The sequence below is a fragment of the Maribellus mangrovi genome (assembly GCF_037646455.1).
Lineage (GTDB): Bacteria > Bacteroidota > Bacteroidia > Bacteroidales > Prolixibacteraceae > Draconibacterium > Draconibacterium mangrovi_A.
On sequence record NZ_JBBIXN010000004.1, the window covers coordinates 85,416 to 103,838 of the forward strand.

The 18,423-nt window shown below is 41.8% G+C and carries 17 protein-coding genes; 7 read left to right on the forward strand and 10 right to left on the reverse strand.

The window, feature by feature from the left end; all coding sequences use genetic code 11:
- Positions 1-157: 157 nt before the first annotated feature.
- The 6 genes from WFY05_RS15775 (at position 158) to WFY05_RS15800 (ending at position 6,781) form a co-directional block, all read left to right on the forward strand.
- The gene (locus WFY05_RS15775; RefSeq protein WP_340113868.1) at positions 158-955 is read left to right on the forward strand and encodes a sulfite exporter TauE/SafE family protein; all 798 of its coding nucleotides are present in this window, start codon (positions 158-160) and stop codon (positions 953-955) included.
- An 18-nt stretch (positions 956-973) separates the two neighbouring features.
- The gene (locus tag WFY05_RS15780; RefSeq protein ID WP_340113869.1) at positions 974-1,696 is read left to right on the forward strand and encodes a phosphatidate cytidylyltransferase; all 723 of its coding nucleotides are present in this window, start codon (positions 974-976) and stop codon (positions 1,694-1,696) included.
- 89 nt (positions 1,697-1,785) lie between these two features.
- Positions 1,786-2,460, forward strand: a complete 675-nt coding sequence (locus tag WFY05_RS15785) for a phosphatidate cytidylyltransferase (protein ID WP_340113870.1) — start codon at positions 1,786-1,788, stop codon at positions 2,458-2,460.
- Between the two features lie 83 nt (positions 2,461-2,543).
- On the forward strand, positions 2,544-3,677 hold the full coding sequence (locus tag WFY05_RS15790) for an SDR family oxidoreductase (RefSeq protein WP_340113871.1): 1,134 nt from the start codon (positions 2,544-2,546) through the stop codon (positions 3,675-3,677).
- A gap of 47 nt (positions 3,678-3,724) precedes the next feature.
- Positions 3,725-4,330 carry a CDP-alcohol phosphatidyltransferase family protein gene (locus WFY05_RS15795; protein WP_340113872.1) on the forward strand — a complete coding sequence of 202 codons (606 nt, stop codon included), beginning with the start codon at positions 3,725-3,727 and terminating at the stop codon, positions 4,328-4,330.
- Positions 4,331-4,333: 3 nt separating this feature from the next.
- Entirely contained in the window at positions 4,334-6,781 is a 2,448-nt protein-coding gene (locus WFY05_RS15800) for a DUF5686 and carboxypeptidase-like regulatory domain-containing protein (RefSeq protein ID WP_340113873.1), read from the forward strand.
- Positions 6,782-6,852: 71 nt separating this feature from the next.
- Here WFY05_RS15800 and gnd read toward each other — a convergent pair whose 3' ends face one another.
- From gnd to WFY05_RS15845, 10 genes are all read right to left on the reverse strand, one after another.
- A complete protein-coding gene (gene gnd, locus WFY05_RS15805; RefSeq protein ID WP_340113874.1) occupies positions 6,853-8,307 on the reverse strand; it encodes a decarboxylating NADP(+)-dependent phosphogluconate dehydrogenase in 1,455 nt (484 codons plus the stop codon).
- A gap of 173 nt (positions 8,308-8,480) precedes the next feature.
- Positions 8,481-8,663, reverse strand: coding sequence for a GIY-YIG nuclease family protein (locus WFY05_RS22280; RefSeq protein ID WP_367575983.1), 183 nt, complete (start codon positions 8,661-8,663; stop codon positions 8,481-8,483).
- Positions 8,664-8,704: 41 nt separating this feature from the next.
- Positions 8,705-9,832, reverse strand: coding sequence for a 4-phosphoerythronate dehydrogenase PdxB (gene pdxB, locus WFY05_RS15810; RefSeq protein WP_340113875.1), 1,128 nt, complete (start codon positions 9,830-9,832; stop codon positions 8,705-8,707).
- Between the two features lie 58 nt (positions 9,833-9,890).
- Positions 9,891-10,247: a four helix bundle protein gene (locus tag WFY05_RS15815; protein ID WP_340113876.1), complete on the reverse strand. Its 357-nt coding sequence runs from the start codon at positions 10,245-10,247 to the stop codon at positions 9,891-9,893.
- A 270-nt stretch (positions 10,248-10,517) separates the two neighbouring features.
- Entirely contained in the window at positions 10,518-11,525 is a 1,008-nt protein-coding gene (locus WFY05_RS15820; protein WP_340113877.1) for a Gfo/Idh/MocA family protein, read from the reverse strand.
- A 110-nt stretch (positions 11,526-11,635) separates the two neighbouring features.
- Complete coding sequence (locus tag WFY05_RS15825) at positions 11,636-12,922, reverse strand: nickel-dependent putative hexonate epimerase (protein ID WP_340113878.1); 1,287 nt, start codon at positions 12,920-12,922, stop codon at positions 11,636-11,638.
- 62 nt (positions 12,923-12,984) lie between these two features.
- Positions 12,985-13,350 carry a four helix bundle protein gene (locus tag WFY05_RS15830; RefSeq protein WP_340113879.1) on the reverse strand — a complete coding sequence of 122 codons (366 nt, stop codon included), beginning with the start codon at positions 13,348-13,350 and terminating at the stop codon, positions 12,985-12,987.
- Positions 13,351-13,446: 96 nt separating this feature from the next.
- Complete coding sequence (locus WFY05_RS15835; RefSeq protein WP_340113880.1) at positions 13,447-14,526, reverse strand: sugar kinase; 1,080 nt, start codon at positions 14,524-14,526, stop codon at positions 13,447-13,449.
- 78 nt (positions 14,527-14,604) lie between these two features.
- The gene (locus WFY05_RS15840; protein WP_340113881.1) at positions 14,605-15,456 is read right to left on the reverse strand and encodes an SDR family oxidoreductase; all 852 of its coding nucleotides are present in this window, start codon (positions 15,454-15,456) and stop codon (positions 14,605-14,607) included.
- Between the two features lie 14 nt (positions 15,457-15,470).
- Entirely contained in the window at positions 15,471-16,553 is a 1,083-nt protein-coding gene (locus tag WFY05_RS15845) for a LacI family DNA-binding transcriptional regulator (protein WP_340114250.1), read from the reverse strand.
- Between the two features lie 289 nt (positions 16,554-16,842).
- Here WFY05_RS15845 and WFY05_RS15850 point away from each other — a divergent pair, with 289 nt between their 5' ends.
- The gene (locus WFY05_RS15850) at positions 16,843-18,252 is read left to right on the forward strand and encodes a Gfo/Idh/MocA family oxidoreductase (protein WP_340113882.1); all 1,410 of its coding nucleotides are present in this window, start codon (positions 16,843-16,845) and stop codon (positions 18,250-18,252) included.
- Positions 18,253-18,423: the final 171 nt, after the last annotated feature.

The following is an 18,423-nucleotide window of genomic DNA, read 5'->3' on the forward strand; positions in this document are numbered from 1 at the left end:
TTGCATGCGGTATGGTTCGGAATAGTATGTCATTCTAAATGCAAGTTGTTAGTATTGTTTTGAAAAAGAGTTCTTTGAGAGTAAGTTTTTGGCGCATTACTGCAGCTGTTTTATTTAGCCTTAGAATGATTATATTTGGTCATACTAAAACTGGCTTATGATTTTCTATTCGGAGTACCAATCCATTTACCTCATTTTACCTCTTATTGGCTTTTTACTCGGTTTGTTCGGAACGATGCTTGGTGGCGGCGGCGGGTTTTTCTTCTTACCGGTGCTTACACTTATTATCGGAGCTCCGGCGCAGGTGGCTGTACCTACTTCATTAACAGCTACATTGCCAATTGGCCTTGTGGGGACGATTGGTCATTTCAGAAGAGGAAATGTAGACTTTAAAACAGGTAAAGTTTTTGTGTTGGCAGGGATAGTTGGGGCACTTGCAGGGGCAGCAATTACGGGTTACATCTCATCTAAACAACTGAAAATAGCTTTTGGAGTGTATTCGATTCTTATTGCGCTGAACATGAGTTTTTCAACCTGGAAAAAAAAGAAGTGTGAAGTGAATGGAGAAGAACTGAAAGAATTAAGTCCACTTAGCCGAATCTTTCGCGGATCGTTTTTTGGATTGTTTGCCGGAGCCATTTCAGGTACTTTTGGCACCAGCGGAACCGCCCCGGTAATGGCCGGCCTGTTTTCCATGCGCTTGTCGCTTAAGATGGTTGTAGGCACATCACTACTTATCATTTTGATAAACGCCATGTTCGCCATTGGAGCGCACTTTCTGGTTGGTCGCATCGACCTTACCCTGGTTGGATTCTTAACCTCAGGTTCGGTAGTGGGAGCTTTAATCGGTACAAGGTGGTTGTCGAGGATAAAGGTTGCAAAAGCTGAAAATAACATCCGGCACGTTTATGCGCTTGTAATGATCGTTATCGGTATTTTAATGATTCTAAAATAAGAATTGGCCGCAAAGTTTATGATCCGAATCATCTACATATTTATTCTTTGTTATTTCGTTTTAGGTGCTGTTGGCTTTTACTTTATCAACCGGAAAAAAGAAAAGGCAATAGCACGAAAAAGCTGGACAAAATTCGGGATTTACTTTTTCATTATCAATGTGCTGTTTTTTAGTATTGTAATTAATCCTGTGGTATTTCATATTTTGAGTGTTGGCATTGTTCTGGTTGGAGTTGCAGAACTTTTTAGGCTGTATAAAAAGAGCGGATTCGAGTCAACGCTGTTTTTTGGAATATCGATTCTCATTTATGCGCTTCTGGCAGCAGGCTTTTGGAAATTTTCGGGGGCCGGAAAAGATCTAATTCTTTACACCTTTATCGTGCTTTCAATTTTCGATGCATTCAGTCAGATCGGTGGTCAGCTTTTTGGCAAACGGAAGCTGGCACCTCGCATAAGTCCGAACAAAACCATTGAGGGAACATTGGGTGGTGGTGGTGTTGCTTTAATCAGTTCGTTTTTTTTACAACGACTTCTGATTTACGAGTTTGGAGTAACCTTTATACTTACTGCATTGATCATTGTTTTTGCTTTTGCCGGCGATATTGCTGCTTCGTTTTACAAAAGAAAGTTTGAGGTGAAAGATTACAGTACACTCATTCCCGGACACGGCGGATTTTTAGATCGCTTTGACAGTTTAATAGCCGGAGGTGCAGGCGTTACCCTGTTTTTAATGTTTTTATAGGAAGAAATCAAAAAGAAGAGAAGATACAGTGACTGGTCAATTCTGATTGGATTTTACCAACTGATTCAGAATGAAAAAATTAAACAGATATGGGAAATACAATAACACTTGCAATTGTTTATTTAATCGCGATAATTCTTCTGCTGGCATTTAACGAATTAAATTACAGAAGATTAAATGTGTCGGGAGAAATAACCCGAAAGTTCGCCCATTTTACCGCAACAATAGCAGTGGTTCCGTTCCCTTATATTTTCGATTCGCATTGGTATGTTCTGGTACTCGCATTTATATTTTTTATGGCCTTGCTGGTCACGCAAACCGGAACACAGCTTAAGTCGATCCACGACATTAAAAGGAAATCGATGGGAAGTTACCTGCTTCCGGTTTCGATATACCTCACTTTTTTGATGTCGGACCTTAAAGACGATAAATTTTTGTTTATTCTGCCCTTGCTAATATTGGGAATCTCCGATCCGATGGCAGCCATTGTTGGAATGAGCCTGAGCAAGAACAATCATAAAATTCAAATCTTTGGCATTAAAACCAAAAAATCGCTGTTTGGCTCCGGAACCTTTTTCTTTTCGAGTTTGGTCATTAGCCTGATAGCACTGTATTTTAATCGCAGTGTTTTCGACTTCAGAACTTTTTGGTTGGCCTTGTTGATTGCGATTGTAGGTACAGTGGCCGAACTTGTTAGTTGGCGGGGTTCAGATAACCTGAGCATTCCTCTCTCTCTGGCTCTTGTTTTACTCCTTTTCCGATAGATTATTTTATTAACATTTCCAATTATTATCCTAATTACCAAAATTATCGTAACTTTTAAAAGGAATACATTTAAATCGGGGATATGGCAGGACTAACAACAAATAGAAAACACGTAATAGGTAAAGTTGTGATTAATGGTGCCAATGGTTATGTGGCTTCGAATTTTGTGGTTGAATTGCTAAAACGGAGATACGAGGTTGTTGCTTTGGTTAGGAATAAAGAAAATGAGAGTGCTTCAGACCGAATGAGGGAAACACTCAACGAAATGAGTGATTGTGATTCGGTAGATTTAAAGCGGCTTAAAGTATATGATTACAGCCTGTTTCAAGCCAATTTCAATTTATCAGATGACGTACTCAGTGAAATTTTTGGAGGAACAGTTCACTATTATCATTTTGCAGCTTCATTAAAATTCGACTTTAAATCAAAAGACGAAATATTTGGAACCAATATGCAGGGCGTAACAAATTCGGTGGAAACATTTCTAAAGTTTTCAGGTCCCGGGTCAAGGTTCTATTTTATCAGTACTGCCTATTCGTGCGGGCGAATGAAAGGTATTTTTAAAGAAAGGTTTTACGGCAATGAAGAGATAGATGCCTTCCGGAATTATTACGAACAATCGAAACGTTTTGCTGAGAACCGATTAAAACAATACATAGAAGAAGATGGACTAAGCTGCTCTATACTTCGCATTTCACAGATTATAGGAAACAGATCGACCGGTGTGACTAAAACCGATTATGGCATTTTCGATTTTTCGAAGCGGATTCAACGTATCGCTAATATGAGTCCCAATACAACATTGCGACTTCAGGTGGATGAAACCTGCACGCAAAACCTTTTAGCCATCGATACGGTAGTCAGTTATTTTATGGATATTATAGCAGCCAAAGAAGTACCGGAGATCATAAATATTGTATCGAAAAAACCATTCCCGAATCAATCAATTCTTGATATTCTGGAAGACATACTTCCGATTAAACTGGTGCCCAAAATGAAATTAAAGCCCGAGGAGATGAATAAAATTGAAAAAATTATGGCGGTTGGTATGTCATTTTCCGGGGCCTACATTAACATCAATCCGGATTTCGAAACTAAAAACCTGGACGCGATCGTAAAGCACCCCCAACCTGATGTTACGGTGGATGAAGTGCACAAAATGCTACACTACTTTTTAGAACACAGGAGAATCGTGAATGCAAAAATAACGGGTTGATCATACTCAGTTATTATGTACATTTGATGAATAAAGCCAGACAAATTATGTTGAAAGTTTTTGTAAAAGGAGAAAACATTCTAAACGTTCCTAACCTACTAAGCCTTTACCGGCTGTTGGTTTTTCCCGTAATCTTATTCATGGTAATTACCAATCGCGAACACTGGTTTGTCATTCTAATTTGCATCAGCCTGGTCAGCGATATTCTCGATGGCAACATTGCACGCATATTTAAGTTGCAAACCAACTTTGGGGCGGCACTCGATAACCTGGCCGATATTTTAACCATTGCAGTAGCATTGTATGGGATGTTTGTTTTTAAATGGACTGAAATTGAACCTCATGTCTGGTTTTTGTACATTTTTCTCGGTATTTTTCTTATCAGTTATCTTATTGCTTTTATACGTTTTCAGAAAATTCCGGGATTACATCTCTACGGTGCCGTAATTGCGGGCTACCTGCAGGGAATATTTCTCTTTGTTCTGTTCGCCTTCGATTTTTACGCCTGGCTGTTTTACCTGTCAGTGGGGTGGGGAATTCTTGCGTATGTTGAGAAATGTTTGGTCCTTCTACAGCTCAACGACATTAGAATTGGTGTAAAAGGCTTATATTGGCTGCTGAAAACAAACAAACAAAAGGAAAATAGGCTTTAACGCATGAAATATAAAATCGCACTGACACTTTTGGTGGTCATTGCAGTAATTCATATAAGTGCGAAAGACATAACAGGATACGTTAGAGATGCCAAAAGCAACGAACCCGTACCGTTTACAAATGTTATAATCAAAGGCACGACCAAAGGCAGAATGGCCGATGTAAACGGTCATTTCAGCATTACTGTAAATGAAAATGATACGCTTTTCTTTTCATCTGTTGGATATTATTCAAAAGAAATTTTAGTGTCCCGCATTACCGAGGATCCGCTAATCGTTGAACTCTCAGAGAAAATACAACTTGTCGGTGAAGTCATCGTTAAACCACAAATTCCAAGGGCAACACAATTGCTGAATCTCATTCAGGAACACAAGAAAGAAAACCACCGGAAAATTCAACAGGTTTCTGACTTTAAGACTTACACCAATACCACGGCTTACCTGGCCATCGACACAGCATCGCTTATTGGCGGGGTATTCAAAGACGCCGACCAAACCACTTTTCCTACCGATGATGATAATTTCCGTTTTTCGCCGGTGTATCTCGAAGAGGAAGCCGCAGAATATTCTCTGGAAAAGGACACAACCCTTTTTTCGAAAGAAGAGGGCATTTTTCCGAACCTGAACAAGGCCATAAAAAGCCTGATCCTGATCAATATGGAAGTTGATCTGGATTTCTACCGCGATCAGGTTTATATTCTCGAACGTGGTTTTATTTCACCCATTAGTGATAATGCACGGAGTTATTATCATATTTACCTCAACGACAGTATGATGGTTGACGGGAATAAATATTTCAGATTTTCGTTTGTTCCAAAAAACAAATACAATCCCTTATTTTCCGGTCATTTTGTGGTTGAAGACAGTACTTTCGCGCTTACCCGGATAAATACCTACATCGCACAGGAAGCCAACTATAACTTCGTTAATGGTTTCGAAAGCAATATTTCGTATACCAAGCACGCCGACGGAAAATGGTTTTATGAGGAACAGCGGATAAAACTGAATTTGTCGCTTATTCTCAATAAGGATTCCACCAACCGTTACAGTTCTCAACGCGTCAATAATATTAAAGGGGGAAACTGGTTGATCACCAAATCGATTACCTATTCTACTTCGTCGCGACTTGATCAGGTGGCTCCGAACATTTGGGGCCGGCAACCTGAGTTTGTGCACCATTCCATCGACGATGACGTGTATGAAATGGTGTATCGTTTAAAGGAGCAAAACATGATTAAGGCCTTTGATGCCGCAGGAGGTGCCGCTTTAACAAGTTTCTTTAATTTTGGGCTGCTTGACCTCGGACCGATATTCGACATTTATTATACCAACCTGATTGAAGGGAACCGTTTTTCGTTGCCTTTAAGAACCAGTGAAAAACTGTCGCAACGTTTTTCGGTTGGAGGTTACCTGGGATATGGCACAAAAAACAAGGATTTTAAATATGGATACAATTTTGCCGTTCAACCTTTTGAAAGAGATGTCCTGCTGTTGCGTTTTAATTACTATAACGATTACATTCTGATTACGCAGGATAAATTTTTGCGCTATGTTAAGAAAAATCCCAACAATCGCGGTAACGGAAACTTTGTAGCCATTTTTACCAGTCGCGAACGAAATCCTTACCTCAAGGAAGAAGAGTTATATGAGGCGAAACTCGAATACAACACGCCGGGTGAAATGCATTTCGAGTTTGTGCCTTACTATCTGCGCAATAAAAGTACGCCCAACGTGCAATTTATCCGCGATGGAGTCAATTATCCGAAATACAGCAATTATGGCTTGTTTTTGCACATGAAATACGGTTTTGGGCAACACTACGATAAGTTCTTTTTTGACCGGGTATACTACATGACACCGACGCCGGTTGTGAATTTAAGTTGGGATTTAGGAAAAGTGTCGTTGCCCGGAAATTCCAGTTTCAATCCGGGCTATTATTCGCACATTCATGGTTCCATTCAGGGACGGCAAAATTTAGGACTCATTTTTATGGATTACATGGTGAATGCCGGTTACCTTTTTGGCGATGCGCCATACGACCTGCTTGATCAACCCGTTGGTTCCATGTCGCTCGGATATGCTGCCTATCGTTTCAACTTGCTTCATCATGCCTCATTTGCGCATAACCTGTATTCCAACGTTCATGTTTATTTTAATGGCGGCGGAATATTTCTGAATAAGGTTCCGGGAGTTAAAAAATTGAAACTGCGCGAAATACTGTCGTTTAAAATGCATGTGGGAACTTTAACCGAAGCCTACAACGGCGTTTTCGATCTGCCCGGATATTATTCAAATGTTTCAGAATTTCCTTATGCCGAAATTGGAATTGGAGTAACAAATATTTTTAAAGTCGGACGAGTTGAATATGTTCATTTGCTGGGTAATAAATATAAGAATAGTGGATTCACCGATGTGCACGGAATCCGAATAAAAGGGGAGTTCAGTTTTTAGGTTAAAGGGCGTCACAAAAAACGCCCGGCAGTTTTCACCACCAGGCGTTTAAACCGAGTTTTTTTTATCTGTTATGCATTATAAGTCGATGAAGCTGTATCGCCACCACGGCCGGTCCAGTTGGTGTGGAAGAATTCGCCGCGCGGCTTATCAACGCGTTCATAGGTGTGCGCACCAAAGTAATCGCGTTGAGCCTGCAGCAAATTGGCCGGTAAGCGTTCGCTGCGGAATCCGTCGAAATAAGTCAGAGCCGATGTCATTGCCGGTACCGGAATTCCGTTTTCAACAGCTGTTGCACATACACGTCTCCAGCCGGCTTGTGCCTGTTCTACTTTTTCTTTGAAGAATGGATCGAGCAGCAGGTTAGGCAATTCCGGATTGTTGTCGAATGCTTTCTTAATGTCGCCCAGGAATACCGAACGAATAATACAGCCTCCACGCCACATCAGGGCAATTCCACCGTAATTCAGGTTCCAGCCATGTTCGCTGGCAGCTTCCATCATCAGGTTATATCCCTGGGCGTACGAAATGATTTTTGCACCTAATAAAGCACTTTCAAGGTCGTCGATAAACTGTTGTTTGTCGCCTTTAAATTCAGCCTGAGGACCTGAAATTACTTTAGACGCTTTTACCCTTAAATCTTTTTGTGCCGACAGGCAGCGAGCAAACACCGATTCGCCGATCAATGTTAAGGGTATACCAAGGTCGAGTGCTGAAATACCGGTCCATTTACCGGTTCCTTTTTGTCCGGCAGTATCGAGGATGAAATCAACGGTTTCTTCGCCATTTTCATCTTTGTAGCCTAAAATATCGCGTGTGATCTCGATGAGGTAGCTGTCAAGAAATCCCGTATTCCATTTTTTGAAAACTTCGTGCATGTCATCGTTGCTCATGCCCAGCAGTTCTTTCATCAGTTGGTAAGCTTCAGTAATGATCTGCATATCACCGTATTCAATTCCGTTGTGTACCATTTTTACAAAGTGCCCGGCACCGCCTTCGCCAACCCAATCGCAACAGGCTTCTCCACTTTCCACTTTGGCAGCAATGGATTGGAAAATTTCTTTAACATGTGGCCATGCATCCGGCGAACCACCCGGCATAATTGAGGGCCCTTTCAGTGCACCTTCTTCGCCACCCGAAACACCCGTTCCGATGTAGAGCATACCTTTATTTTCAACATATTTTGTACGGCGGATGGTATCGGGGAAATGTGAGTTTCCACCATCGATGATAATGTCTCCGGGCTCGAGGTGCGGAAGTACCAAATCGATAAAATGATCAACCGGGTCTCCGGCTTTTACCAGCATCATCACTTTTCTGGGGCGCTCCAATGTAGCACACAATTCTTCGATTGAATGTGCCCCAATAAATTTCTTACCCGCACCGCGGCCATCTACAAACTTGTCTACTTTTGCAACCGTACGGTTATAAACCGCTACGGTGTAACCATGACTTTCCATGTTCAAAACCAGGTTTTCGCCCATTACGGCCAACCCGATTAAACCAATGTCTGCTAACTTTTTCATATTGTCTTGTTTTACAATTATTTTAGAATTCTGAATCGTCATTCCTGCGAAAGCAGGAATCTGCTGAAGGTCTTCTGTCAGATCCCTCCATTCCGGATTCACTTTATTTATTAATTCATTTTTCCATTCTCGTTTCCATTTCTTGAGTCTTTTTTCCCTTGTTATTGCCTGGTTTATGTAATTGTAATGTTCAAAATAAACCAACTTTTCAATGTTATACCTTTTGTTGTAAAACTTTTATTTTTCTTTATTCTGTGTTCTTCTATTTTTCTTTTCAAGTTATTGGTTACTCCAATGTAAAGAGTGCTGTTTCGCTTGCTAGCTAATATGTAAACGTAAAATTCAAATCTTCTCACTGCTTACAATTTTAAGTTTCCCGCTTTCGCGGGAATGACAGCTACTCCGAAATATTAAATCCCAGTAACTTTAATTTCTCAACAGTCTTATCTTTTACATTCTTAACCTTAATTGTAAAGCTGTCAAACTCCCGGCGCACCGGGTAGTCACCTCTTAATTTTTCAAAAAGGTTCGGACTTTCTTTTAATGCATCATCATCTGTTTCAATATCGTAGGTCGACAATACGGCTTCTGCCAGAATCGAATACTCACGACGTTGATCGCCGTCGATTTTAATTGTAGTTTTCTCCGGAAGCTCAACATTTGTTGGCTCCCAGTCATCTATTCCCAGCTTGAAAAAACGGCTTAAGGCCTGTACGCTCATTTTTGTACCGTTGGCTTTTCCATCCTTCGAATAGCCGGCAATGTGGGGCGTACCAAATTCTGTTTGATTCAGCAGTTCCAAATCAATATTGGGTTCATTCTCCCAACAATCTGCAATAAAGGCATTCACATCGTTGGCCTCAATGGCCTCGTAAATGGCTTCCGTATCAATTACTTCACCCCGGCATGTATTGATGATCAACGGTTGTTTATCCAGATTCTGGAGAAATGACTCATTGCCCATGTAGTAAGTTTTATCAACTCCTTCCAAATTTAGCGGAACGTGGAAGGTGATAATATCTGCTTCGCGTTGAATCGTTTCCAGTGAAACAAAATTCTCAGGTCCCTCAAGTCTTTCCCTGGGTGGGTCATTCAAAAGAACTTTCATGCCAAGTATTTCAGAAGTGCGCGCAATTTTCGATCCCACGTTGCCAACACCGACAATACCAATCGTTAATCCGGCCAAGTCTTTTCGCTGACGCATCGACCATGAAAACAAAGCAGAAGCTATGTACTGGTTCACACTTTCGGCATTACATCCCGGTGCATTTGTCCATTCAATTCCGGCCTTCTTGCAATAAGCGGTATCTATATGATCAAAGCCAATAGTTGCCGTGGCAATATATTTTACTTTCGAGCCCTCAAGTAATTGCCGGTTACAAATGGTCCGGGTGCGTGTGATCAGGGCATCCACGTCTTTGACAACCTCAGCCGTGGTTTTATTGCCGGGCAAATAAAGCACTTCGGCAAAAGGTTCCAAAGCTCCTTTTATATATGGTATTTTATCGTCGATTATGATTTTCATTCAAAAGAATGTGATTAGTTGTAATTTTTAGAAATTTATTGTGATTTGTTGTTGTTTATCATGATTGTTTGTCAAGTATTTTTATGTAATTATTCATTTTAACTCCCAGTTTATCAAGTTTCACTATTTCCGCATTAAAAAATTCTTCTGAAATAATATTTCTGTTACGTGCTTTGATTAACCAGGTTTTTGTTTCGGAATGAGAGCCTCGGGCATAAAACATAAAATTTTTTCGATCCTTAAAATGAAACCTTCCATAACCTTCTGAAATGTTGGCAGCAATGGAGTCAGCACTTTTAATAACCTGAACTCCCATTGAGTACTTCGCCAGATTATCCCATTCTCTTACAGTTTCCCAAACTTCATCGCCAACTTCCATGGAGAGTTGATAAATTTCAAGGTCTTCAAGTTTCATAGTCGTATCAATTTTAGTTTTACAAATTTACTTTAATCCATAGTGCATTTCATAATTGTAACATTTGGTTATTCGTTGTAATCTATTGTTATCTCTGGTGGTTGGACGTTTAACAGACCATTTGTGTACACCATTTTTTGTTATTATCACATTCAATAAATCTCCATAAATCACAATCAGTCGCTATAAATTACCATCAGTCACCACAAATCTCATTTAGTCACAATTAATCACCATAAATTTCTATCAATCTCAATAAATCACTATCAATCACTTTGACTTGTAATAGCTCTTCACCATTTCATCCAAAACCCAGCTGGTGTGTGCAGCCGATTCACCGGTGCTTACACATTTCCCTTTACCCAGTAGCTCATTTACCACCTGTTCAACCAGATTTTGGGAGATATGTTCAGGATTCTCAAACTCAAGTTGTTCAGTCCCTTCTATTGTTTTTACCTCCATTTTTCCGTGTGAAAAACAAGGCAAACTTATTTCACCCTCTTCACCAATAATTTGGATGTAATCTTCCGTTGAATTTTTGTCAACTACGAAACACCAGCTGCCGTTTCCTACAACTCCCGATTTATGTATCCACGTCCCGTTTACCGTATCTTCGGCAGGGTAGAGCCCGGCCCGATTTAACGCTGTCGCTTTTACCTCTGTGATTTTACCAAAGACAAAGTCAAGATAATCCAGTTGGTGTGATGCCAGATCGAAAAAATGACCGGCTCCGGCAATTTCAGGGAAAACATGCCAGTGCATGTCTTCCGGCTTTTGATTTCGCTCAGCAGCTTCTTTGTATAGTTTAACGTTTACCATGAGCGGCTTTCCAATAATCCCGGTTTCAACCAGTTCTTTGACCTTTAAAAAAGCAGGTAAAGTTCTGCGATAATAAGCCACCCAAAGTGGTTGCTGAGTTTGTTTTGCCGCTTCCAGCATTTCCTGACATTCATTGTAGTGACGAGCCATTGGCTTTTCAACATAAACAGGTTTTCCGGCACTCATGGCTTCAATGGCGTAATGGGCATGCGAATCGGGTGGGGTAGCAATGTAAATAGCATCTACTTCCGGATCGTTGATCAGTTCTGTTGCATCAGAATACCATTTTGGAATATGATGACGCTTTGCGTAATCCGCAGCTTTTTTAGCATCACGGCGCATAACTGCAACCAGTTTTGAATTAGGAACTTTGTAAAATGCAGGCCCGCTTTTTACTTCGGTCACATTTCCAACTCCGATTATTCCCCAACGGATGGTATGTTGATTACTGTTTTTCACAAACTATTTATTCTTCCAATATTATGGTTTCTATTCCTCCGTATAAAAGATAGTCAATTGTCATTGGTCACTGGGTTTCTTCCTAATGACAAATGACCGATGACAATTGACTAGTATTCAAACCGATCTCTAAAAGCCCACAAGCCAATTGCCGGATTGGAAATGTAAAACACTTCTTCGCCATCAGGCAGGGTATTGTAGCCGTCTTTCAACTTTGTGGGATCATATTTTGCAGTCATCTCGTCAAAATCACCATAAATAAAACCAACGCTCTCAATTTCTTTCTGCGTCAGATTGCCTTCGGCTTTCCCGGGGCAGTAGGTTATGCTAAAGCGACCTTCTGATGAACCATGGATGAGGTGAGCTGCCGCTCCCAGGTTACTCCTGAGGTCTTCGTTCTCATCAACCAGTTTTAAGGTGTGAGGCGTTCCGAAATAACCATATTTACGAATGAGCTTGTCGATCTGTTTATCTTCACCAAATTCTTTTAGTGCCGGAGCCAGAACGATCAGTTCACCATCGTCGGCCAGTGCCATACGGGTGCGGTAGATACTTTTGTTACCCAGCCAGGTACTTTTAAATTCGGTTGGATCGAGCCAAACCACCGCTTTTTTTATCGGTTTATCCAGCATCTCGAAATTCACTTCGAGCGATAATTTGGCTGCCTTATCAAACACATCAAAATCGTCGCCGATAAACAAGCCGAAAGTCTGCAGTTTGCCCTGTTTGTTCAGGCCAACCACGGTTTGCACATAAACAATGGGCATATGTGCCGCAAAATGTTCCGATGCATAGTTGAATACTTTACGCACCGGAGTATCAGCGCGACCCATCATTTTTTCCATGCCATAGGCTGCACCAATGTAATGGCTTTTGTTAATGCCTTCGGAACCACCTGTACCTACAAAAATGTTTTTGTTGTAATTAGCCATTCCCACTACTTCGTGCGGCACCACCTGGCCAATAGACAGGATAAGGTCGAAATTACCCTCCACCAGCAATTTATTTACTTGTGCCGGCCAGGGATAATCAACCGCGCCTCCCGAAACTTCCTTGATAAATTCGGCAGGAACATTTCCAAGCGTAATCACGTCGTTTCGCCAGTCGTGTTCGCGAATGAGACCGGCTGGCATTTTACCAAACATATGGCTGATCTGGTCAGGAGTCATGGGCGTATGCGTTCCCAAAGCCGGTAACACATCGGTAAGTTTATCACCAAAATATTCCCAGGCAAATTCGGTAAGGTCGCCTGCTTTTGAGGGCAGACGGGTATAATCGGGTGGTACAGCGAGTACCTTTTTTCTTGCTCCCATTTTGTCTAGCGCTTCAAAAAGTCCTTTTCTAAGATCTTCTCGTGTTAGCGATGTTTTGGTGGAACCGTTTTCGTAAAAAATCATGTTATTTGAATTAGGCGGAGGCCGAGGCAAAGGCAAAGAAAACGCCGATGCCGGTTTCCGCATTATTTTTCCAGTGAATGTATTAAAGCATTTAATTCCTCAATTACATCCTTGTAACGTACAATTAAATTCTCGACAATTTCAGCCGATGTATAGTTTTCGGCTTCCGCAACCAAAATCTGGCTGATGGCTTCGTAGGCACTACCTCTTGATATTTTATAGAATCGGGTTTTATCTCTGGCTTCAAAACGACCATATCCTTCGGCTATATTATGAACACAGGAATTTGCCGCTCTTCTCAAATCATCAGTGAGTGCATATTTTTCTTCAGGAGGAAAAGTTCGGGTGATTTTGTACACGTCTCGCAAAATAGCAAATGCCTTTTGCCAAACCGTCATATCCCTAAAATCATTGTACTTTTTAATCATCTCGAATTTTCCTGATCTTTTCTCCAGACTTTTTTCTTCTTTCTTTGCCTTCGCCTATGCCTATGCCTTCGCCTGTGCCTAAGCCTTCTTCTCTGCTTAACGTTTTACACGTGCATTTCCGCCCCAGATGCTCCAAACCTGTTCTTCGTCGGCAGGTTGTGCATAATCGGTGAGGAAAGTGGTGGCCATAGCACCGGTTGCCCAGCCAAACTGAGGCCATTTTTCAGGATCCCAGCCTTTTAGTATTCCGTAAAGCATGCCGCCTACATAACCGTCGCCACCACCAATCCGGTCGAGTACAGTTATTTTTCGCGGTTCAACCACATGCCAGTTATCGCCTTCCAACATAATTGCACCCCAAAGGTGTTCGTTTACGCTGATTACTTCACGCAAAGTTGTGGCAAATACCGAAGCATTCGGGAATGTTTCTTTCACTCTCGTGATGAGACCTTTGAAGCCATCAATTTTAGCTTTTAATCCTTCGCCGCCGGCCGGTGGTCCTTCAATACCAAAACACAACTGGAAGTCTTCTTCATTTCCTATTAGAATATCAGAAACAGAAGCAATTTCAGTGAAGTCTTTGCGGAGTTGCTCTTCACGTCCTTTCCAGAATGATGCGCGGTGATTCAGATCGAATGAAATACGCGTGCCGTGTTTTTTAGCTGCACGTGCAACTTCCAGGCAAAACTGGGTGGTTTCGGGCGATAAAGCGCCAATTAATCCGGACAGGTGAACAATCTGCACACCTTCTTCTCCGAAAATTCGTTCGAGATCGAAATCCTTCACATTCAAAGTTCGGCCAACTTCGCCGGCACGATCGTTAAAAACGCGCGGCCCGCGCAATCCGTAGCCACTATCAGCAATATTAATCTGGTGACGGTAACCCCATGGATTACCCTGTTCAACTTCCGGTCCTTCGTAGTCCATATGGCGGGCGCGCAGATTACTTTTAATGAATTGTGCAATCGGACTTCCTTTTACAAAGGTTGTCAGCACTTTAACCGGCATTCCAAGGTAAGAAGGAATGCTGGCCACATTGGTTTCGGCGCTGGTGGCTTGCATGGTGAACTTGTCACTGGAATGAACCGGTTGCCCGTTATCGGGTGTTATTCGTGTTCCCATGCTGGTAGGAACCAACATGGCATATTTGCAGTTTTGCTTTAATTCGATACTCATTTTCTATTCGTTTTAAACACCTTTTCAAAACTACGTTCAAAAGGCTCATAGGTTAATATTTTCTTTTTCAGGTAGAAGCTAAACTCCTCCAAATGCACTGTATCCGCCATCAACAGGAATAACTATTCCGGTAATAAAGTTTGAAACATCCGAAATAAGGAAAAGTGTTGCTCCCTGCAGATCTTCCGGTTCTCCGAATTTTCCCATCGGTGTGTTGTCCACAATTTTTTGACCGCGCGGCGAATACTTTCCGGTTTTTTCATCCATAACCAGGAAACGGTTTTGATGGGTAATAAAAAATCCCGGAGCAATGGCATTCACACGAATTCCAACTTTTGCCAGGTGCACCGACAACCATTCAGTAAAATTATTGATGGATGCTTTGGCTGCTGAATAAGCGGGAATCTTGGTAAGCGGCTTGTAGGAGTTCATCGATGAAATATTCAAAACCACACCTTTCTTATTTTTCAGCATGTCGCGGGTGAAAACCATAGTTGGCAGTAAAGTTCCTTTAAAATTCAGGGCAAATACTTTATCGAAACCTTCCATTTCCAGACCGTAAAATGTATCTTCCAGCGCATCGAGGTTCTCGTCCAGTATTTGTTCAACTTTTGTTGTAGCCTGCGGACTGTTTCCTCCGGCACCGTTAATTAGTATATTTATCTCTCCCAGTCTTTCGTTGATCACGGCTTTTGCGGCTTCCAGCGATTCTTTATCAAGAACATTGGCTGCCACGCCAATTACCTCAGCACCCGATTCGGCAGCGATCTCCTCCGCCACCTTATCGGCCACTTCTTTGTTGATGTCGGCAATGGCGATTTTGGTTCCTACAGATGCAATGGCTTTTACCATGGCACTTCCCAAAACACCGGCGCCCCCGGTTATTACACAAACTTTTCCGCGTAAATCGTCAAATGATAATGGATTCATAATTTTTTATTGGTTTATTTAAATTCTTTGTAATAGTCCACGTTTTCTTTGGTTATAATATCGATGGAAGTGTAATTTTTTATTTCAATTTCACGCTTCTGAACCACACTCCTGAATAATTTATTGACCGCATTATAGCCTTGTTCTTCGGGTCGCTGGCATATCAGAAACTGGACCAGGTCCTTCTTCAGAAAATCCACATTTTCTTTAACAAGATCGTGGCCGATCACCATAATTCCTTTACGTCCCGTTTGCTCCAAAAGGTTACCGATATGGAACACTTTTGAGTTGGTTACAAAAATCCCTTTAATGTTCTTTGTATCGATGATTACTTCAATTTTTTTCATCCACTCCCGGTCATCCGTATCCGGCACATCGGTGGTGAATAACTGATGCGGTGTAAATTCTTTTTTAAGAAACCAGTCGTAAAAGGCTTTTTCGCGTTGGATCAAGTGGTTTTGGTTGTCCATTTCTTTGGCAAAATGCACCACCATGATATTTCCGTCGGGAAGGATCATGTCGAGCAGTTTTCCCGATACAAGTCCGCTTTGGTACGAATCCTGACCAATATAACTCAATTGTCCCGCATCTTTAATTTCCGAATCGATAAAAACGAAAGGAATGTTCAGTGCTTTCAGCTCATCGATAAACTGCAAGGCTTCTTTTTTAAAGAAGGGCGCAAGCACCACTCCGTCGGGTTGTAATTCCAGAATCTTATCACATTCTTCACTAAAACTTTTCGAGTCGTTTTGTTTAAATTGGAACGACTGGATCTGCAGTCCGTATTGCGGAAGTTCTGAAATCCGCTTTTCCACACCCACCAGCGGTTTGTTCCAGTATCCGTCTTCCGAAGGTGGTTCGGGCAGAAGTGTAGCAAACAGGGCCGACTTTTTCGAAGCCAATGTACTGGCCAGAATATTCGGTTGGTAGTTCAACTCGTCGATGATACTGAGAATCTTTTTTCGTGTTGATTCAGCTACCTCGCCACGGTTATGTAGTACCCTGTCAACTGTTCCGATCGACACCTTGGCCCTGACCGCAATGTCTTTTATTCGTATTTGTTTGTTGGATTCGATAACTGATTGTTTTATAGTTATTTAGTTAATAAGTTTAATTTTGATACTTACAAATCTAAAGAAAAAATTTGTTTTTCGTGTTCGTACACGGAAAATTTAAGTTAAATTTGGAAATGGAGGACGAACCAATAAAATTAACGGTAAAGTCGCAGTAATTAGTTGCTTTTATCGCTAAAGGAAATTCAGATTTTTGCTGTCAGAAAATGTTCGATTCAGGGAAAAAAATTTTGTAATCAGTAAACTTCCTCTTAAGTTTAAAAAGTTGAATCGTAACAAATCAAAACAATATTCAAATCTAAACTAATACAACATGCAAAACCGAAGAGAATTTTTGACCCTCGTTGGCACCATTGCTGCCGGCGCCGTAGTTGCCGATCCTTTAAAAGCCTCCGTTTTGGCCGATTCGAAAATGAAAGTGGTACTGGTTGGAACCGGTATCCGCGGAAACAGTTTCTGGGGCAAACGACTTGTCGATGTGTACAGCGATATCCTTGAGTTTGTTGCACTGGTTGATATTAACCCGGGCCGTGTAAAATATGCTGCCGATTACATTGGCGTTGGCCCCGATTGCAAGACCTACACCGATTTTGATGAAATGATCAGCGAGAATTCGCCTGATCTGATCATTGTTACAACGCCCGATGCAACTCATCACGAGTATATCATTAAGGGATTGAAAAATGGTGTTGATGTGCTGACCGAAAAACCACTGACTACCGACGAAGACAAATGCCAGCAAATACTGGATGCCGAACGCCTCTCCAAACGTAAAGTAATAGTTGGATTTAACTACCGTTGGAGCCCGTACAGCACAAAAATAAAGGAGCTGCTGATGAATAAAGCCATTGGCGACCTCGTTTCGGTTGATTTTACCTGGATGCTGAACACCAGTCACGGGGCATCGTATTTCCGCCGGTGGCACGGACAGCGCGAGTGGAGTGGTACTCTGCTTATACATAAGGCTACGCACCATTTCGACCTGCTGAACTGGTGGATCGATTCCGATCCTGCGGAAGTGTTTGCCTACGGCGACCTTGAATTTTACGGAAGGCGACCCGAGAAAAGCGGGGTGAACTGCCGTAACTGCGATGAAAAAGCAACCTGCCCGTTTTACTGGGACATTACAAAAGACAAAACAGCTTACAACCTGTATGTAAAAAACGAACAATACGACGGCTATATCCGCGACAACTGTTTGTTCCGCCCCGAGATAAACATTTACGACAAAATGAATGTAAATGTAAAATACGCCAACAATGTAATTCTGAATTACATGTTGACTACCTATTCGCCCTGGGAAGGCTGGCGTGTTGCTTTTAACGGAACTGAAGGCCGCTTGGAGGCTTTCCTTGATGTCCCTTATCTCGAAGAAGTAAAACTGTCGCAGGACGAATTGCACGCGGCCGAAATGGACCAATCGGGAAATGCCGATATTCGTTATAAACCAATGATTCTGCATAAACTATGGAGCAAACCCGAGACCATTGAAGTTGGTTTCCAGCGCGGAGGACACGGTGGTGGCGATGTGCGTTTGCACGACCAGATCTTCCGAAATGACCAGGAACAGGATAAGTACCTGCACATGGCCGGTACCCGCGACGGCGCCATGTCGATATTGATTGGAACTGCGGCTCGTAACAGCATCGAAAGTGGTGAGCCGGTAAGTGTAGCCAGCTTAACTACACTACAACCGCGAGCAAAACGAATTGTGAAATCATAAATCTAATATATTGGGGATCTGACTCGAAGTCGGGTCCCTAATTTTTGGTTTCGATTACTATAAAGGTGTGCCTTGTTTGATTATAAAGAATTCAGGGTGACGGTATTTTGAATTATCTTTCCACTTAAAATGCATACTCCATATTGTCATTATAAGAAAGCACTTAAAGTT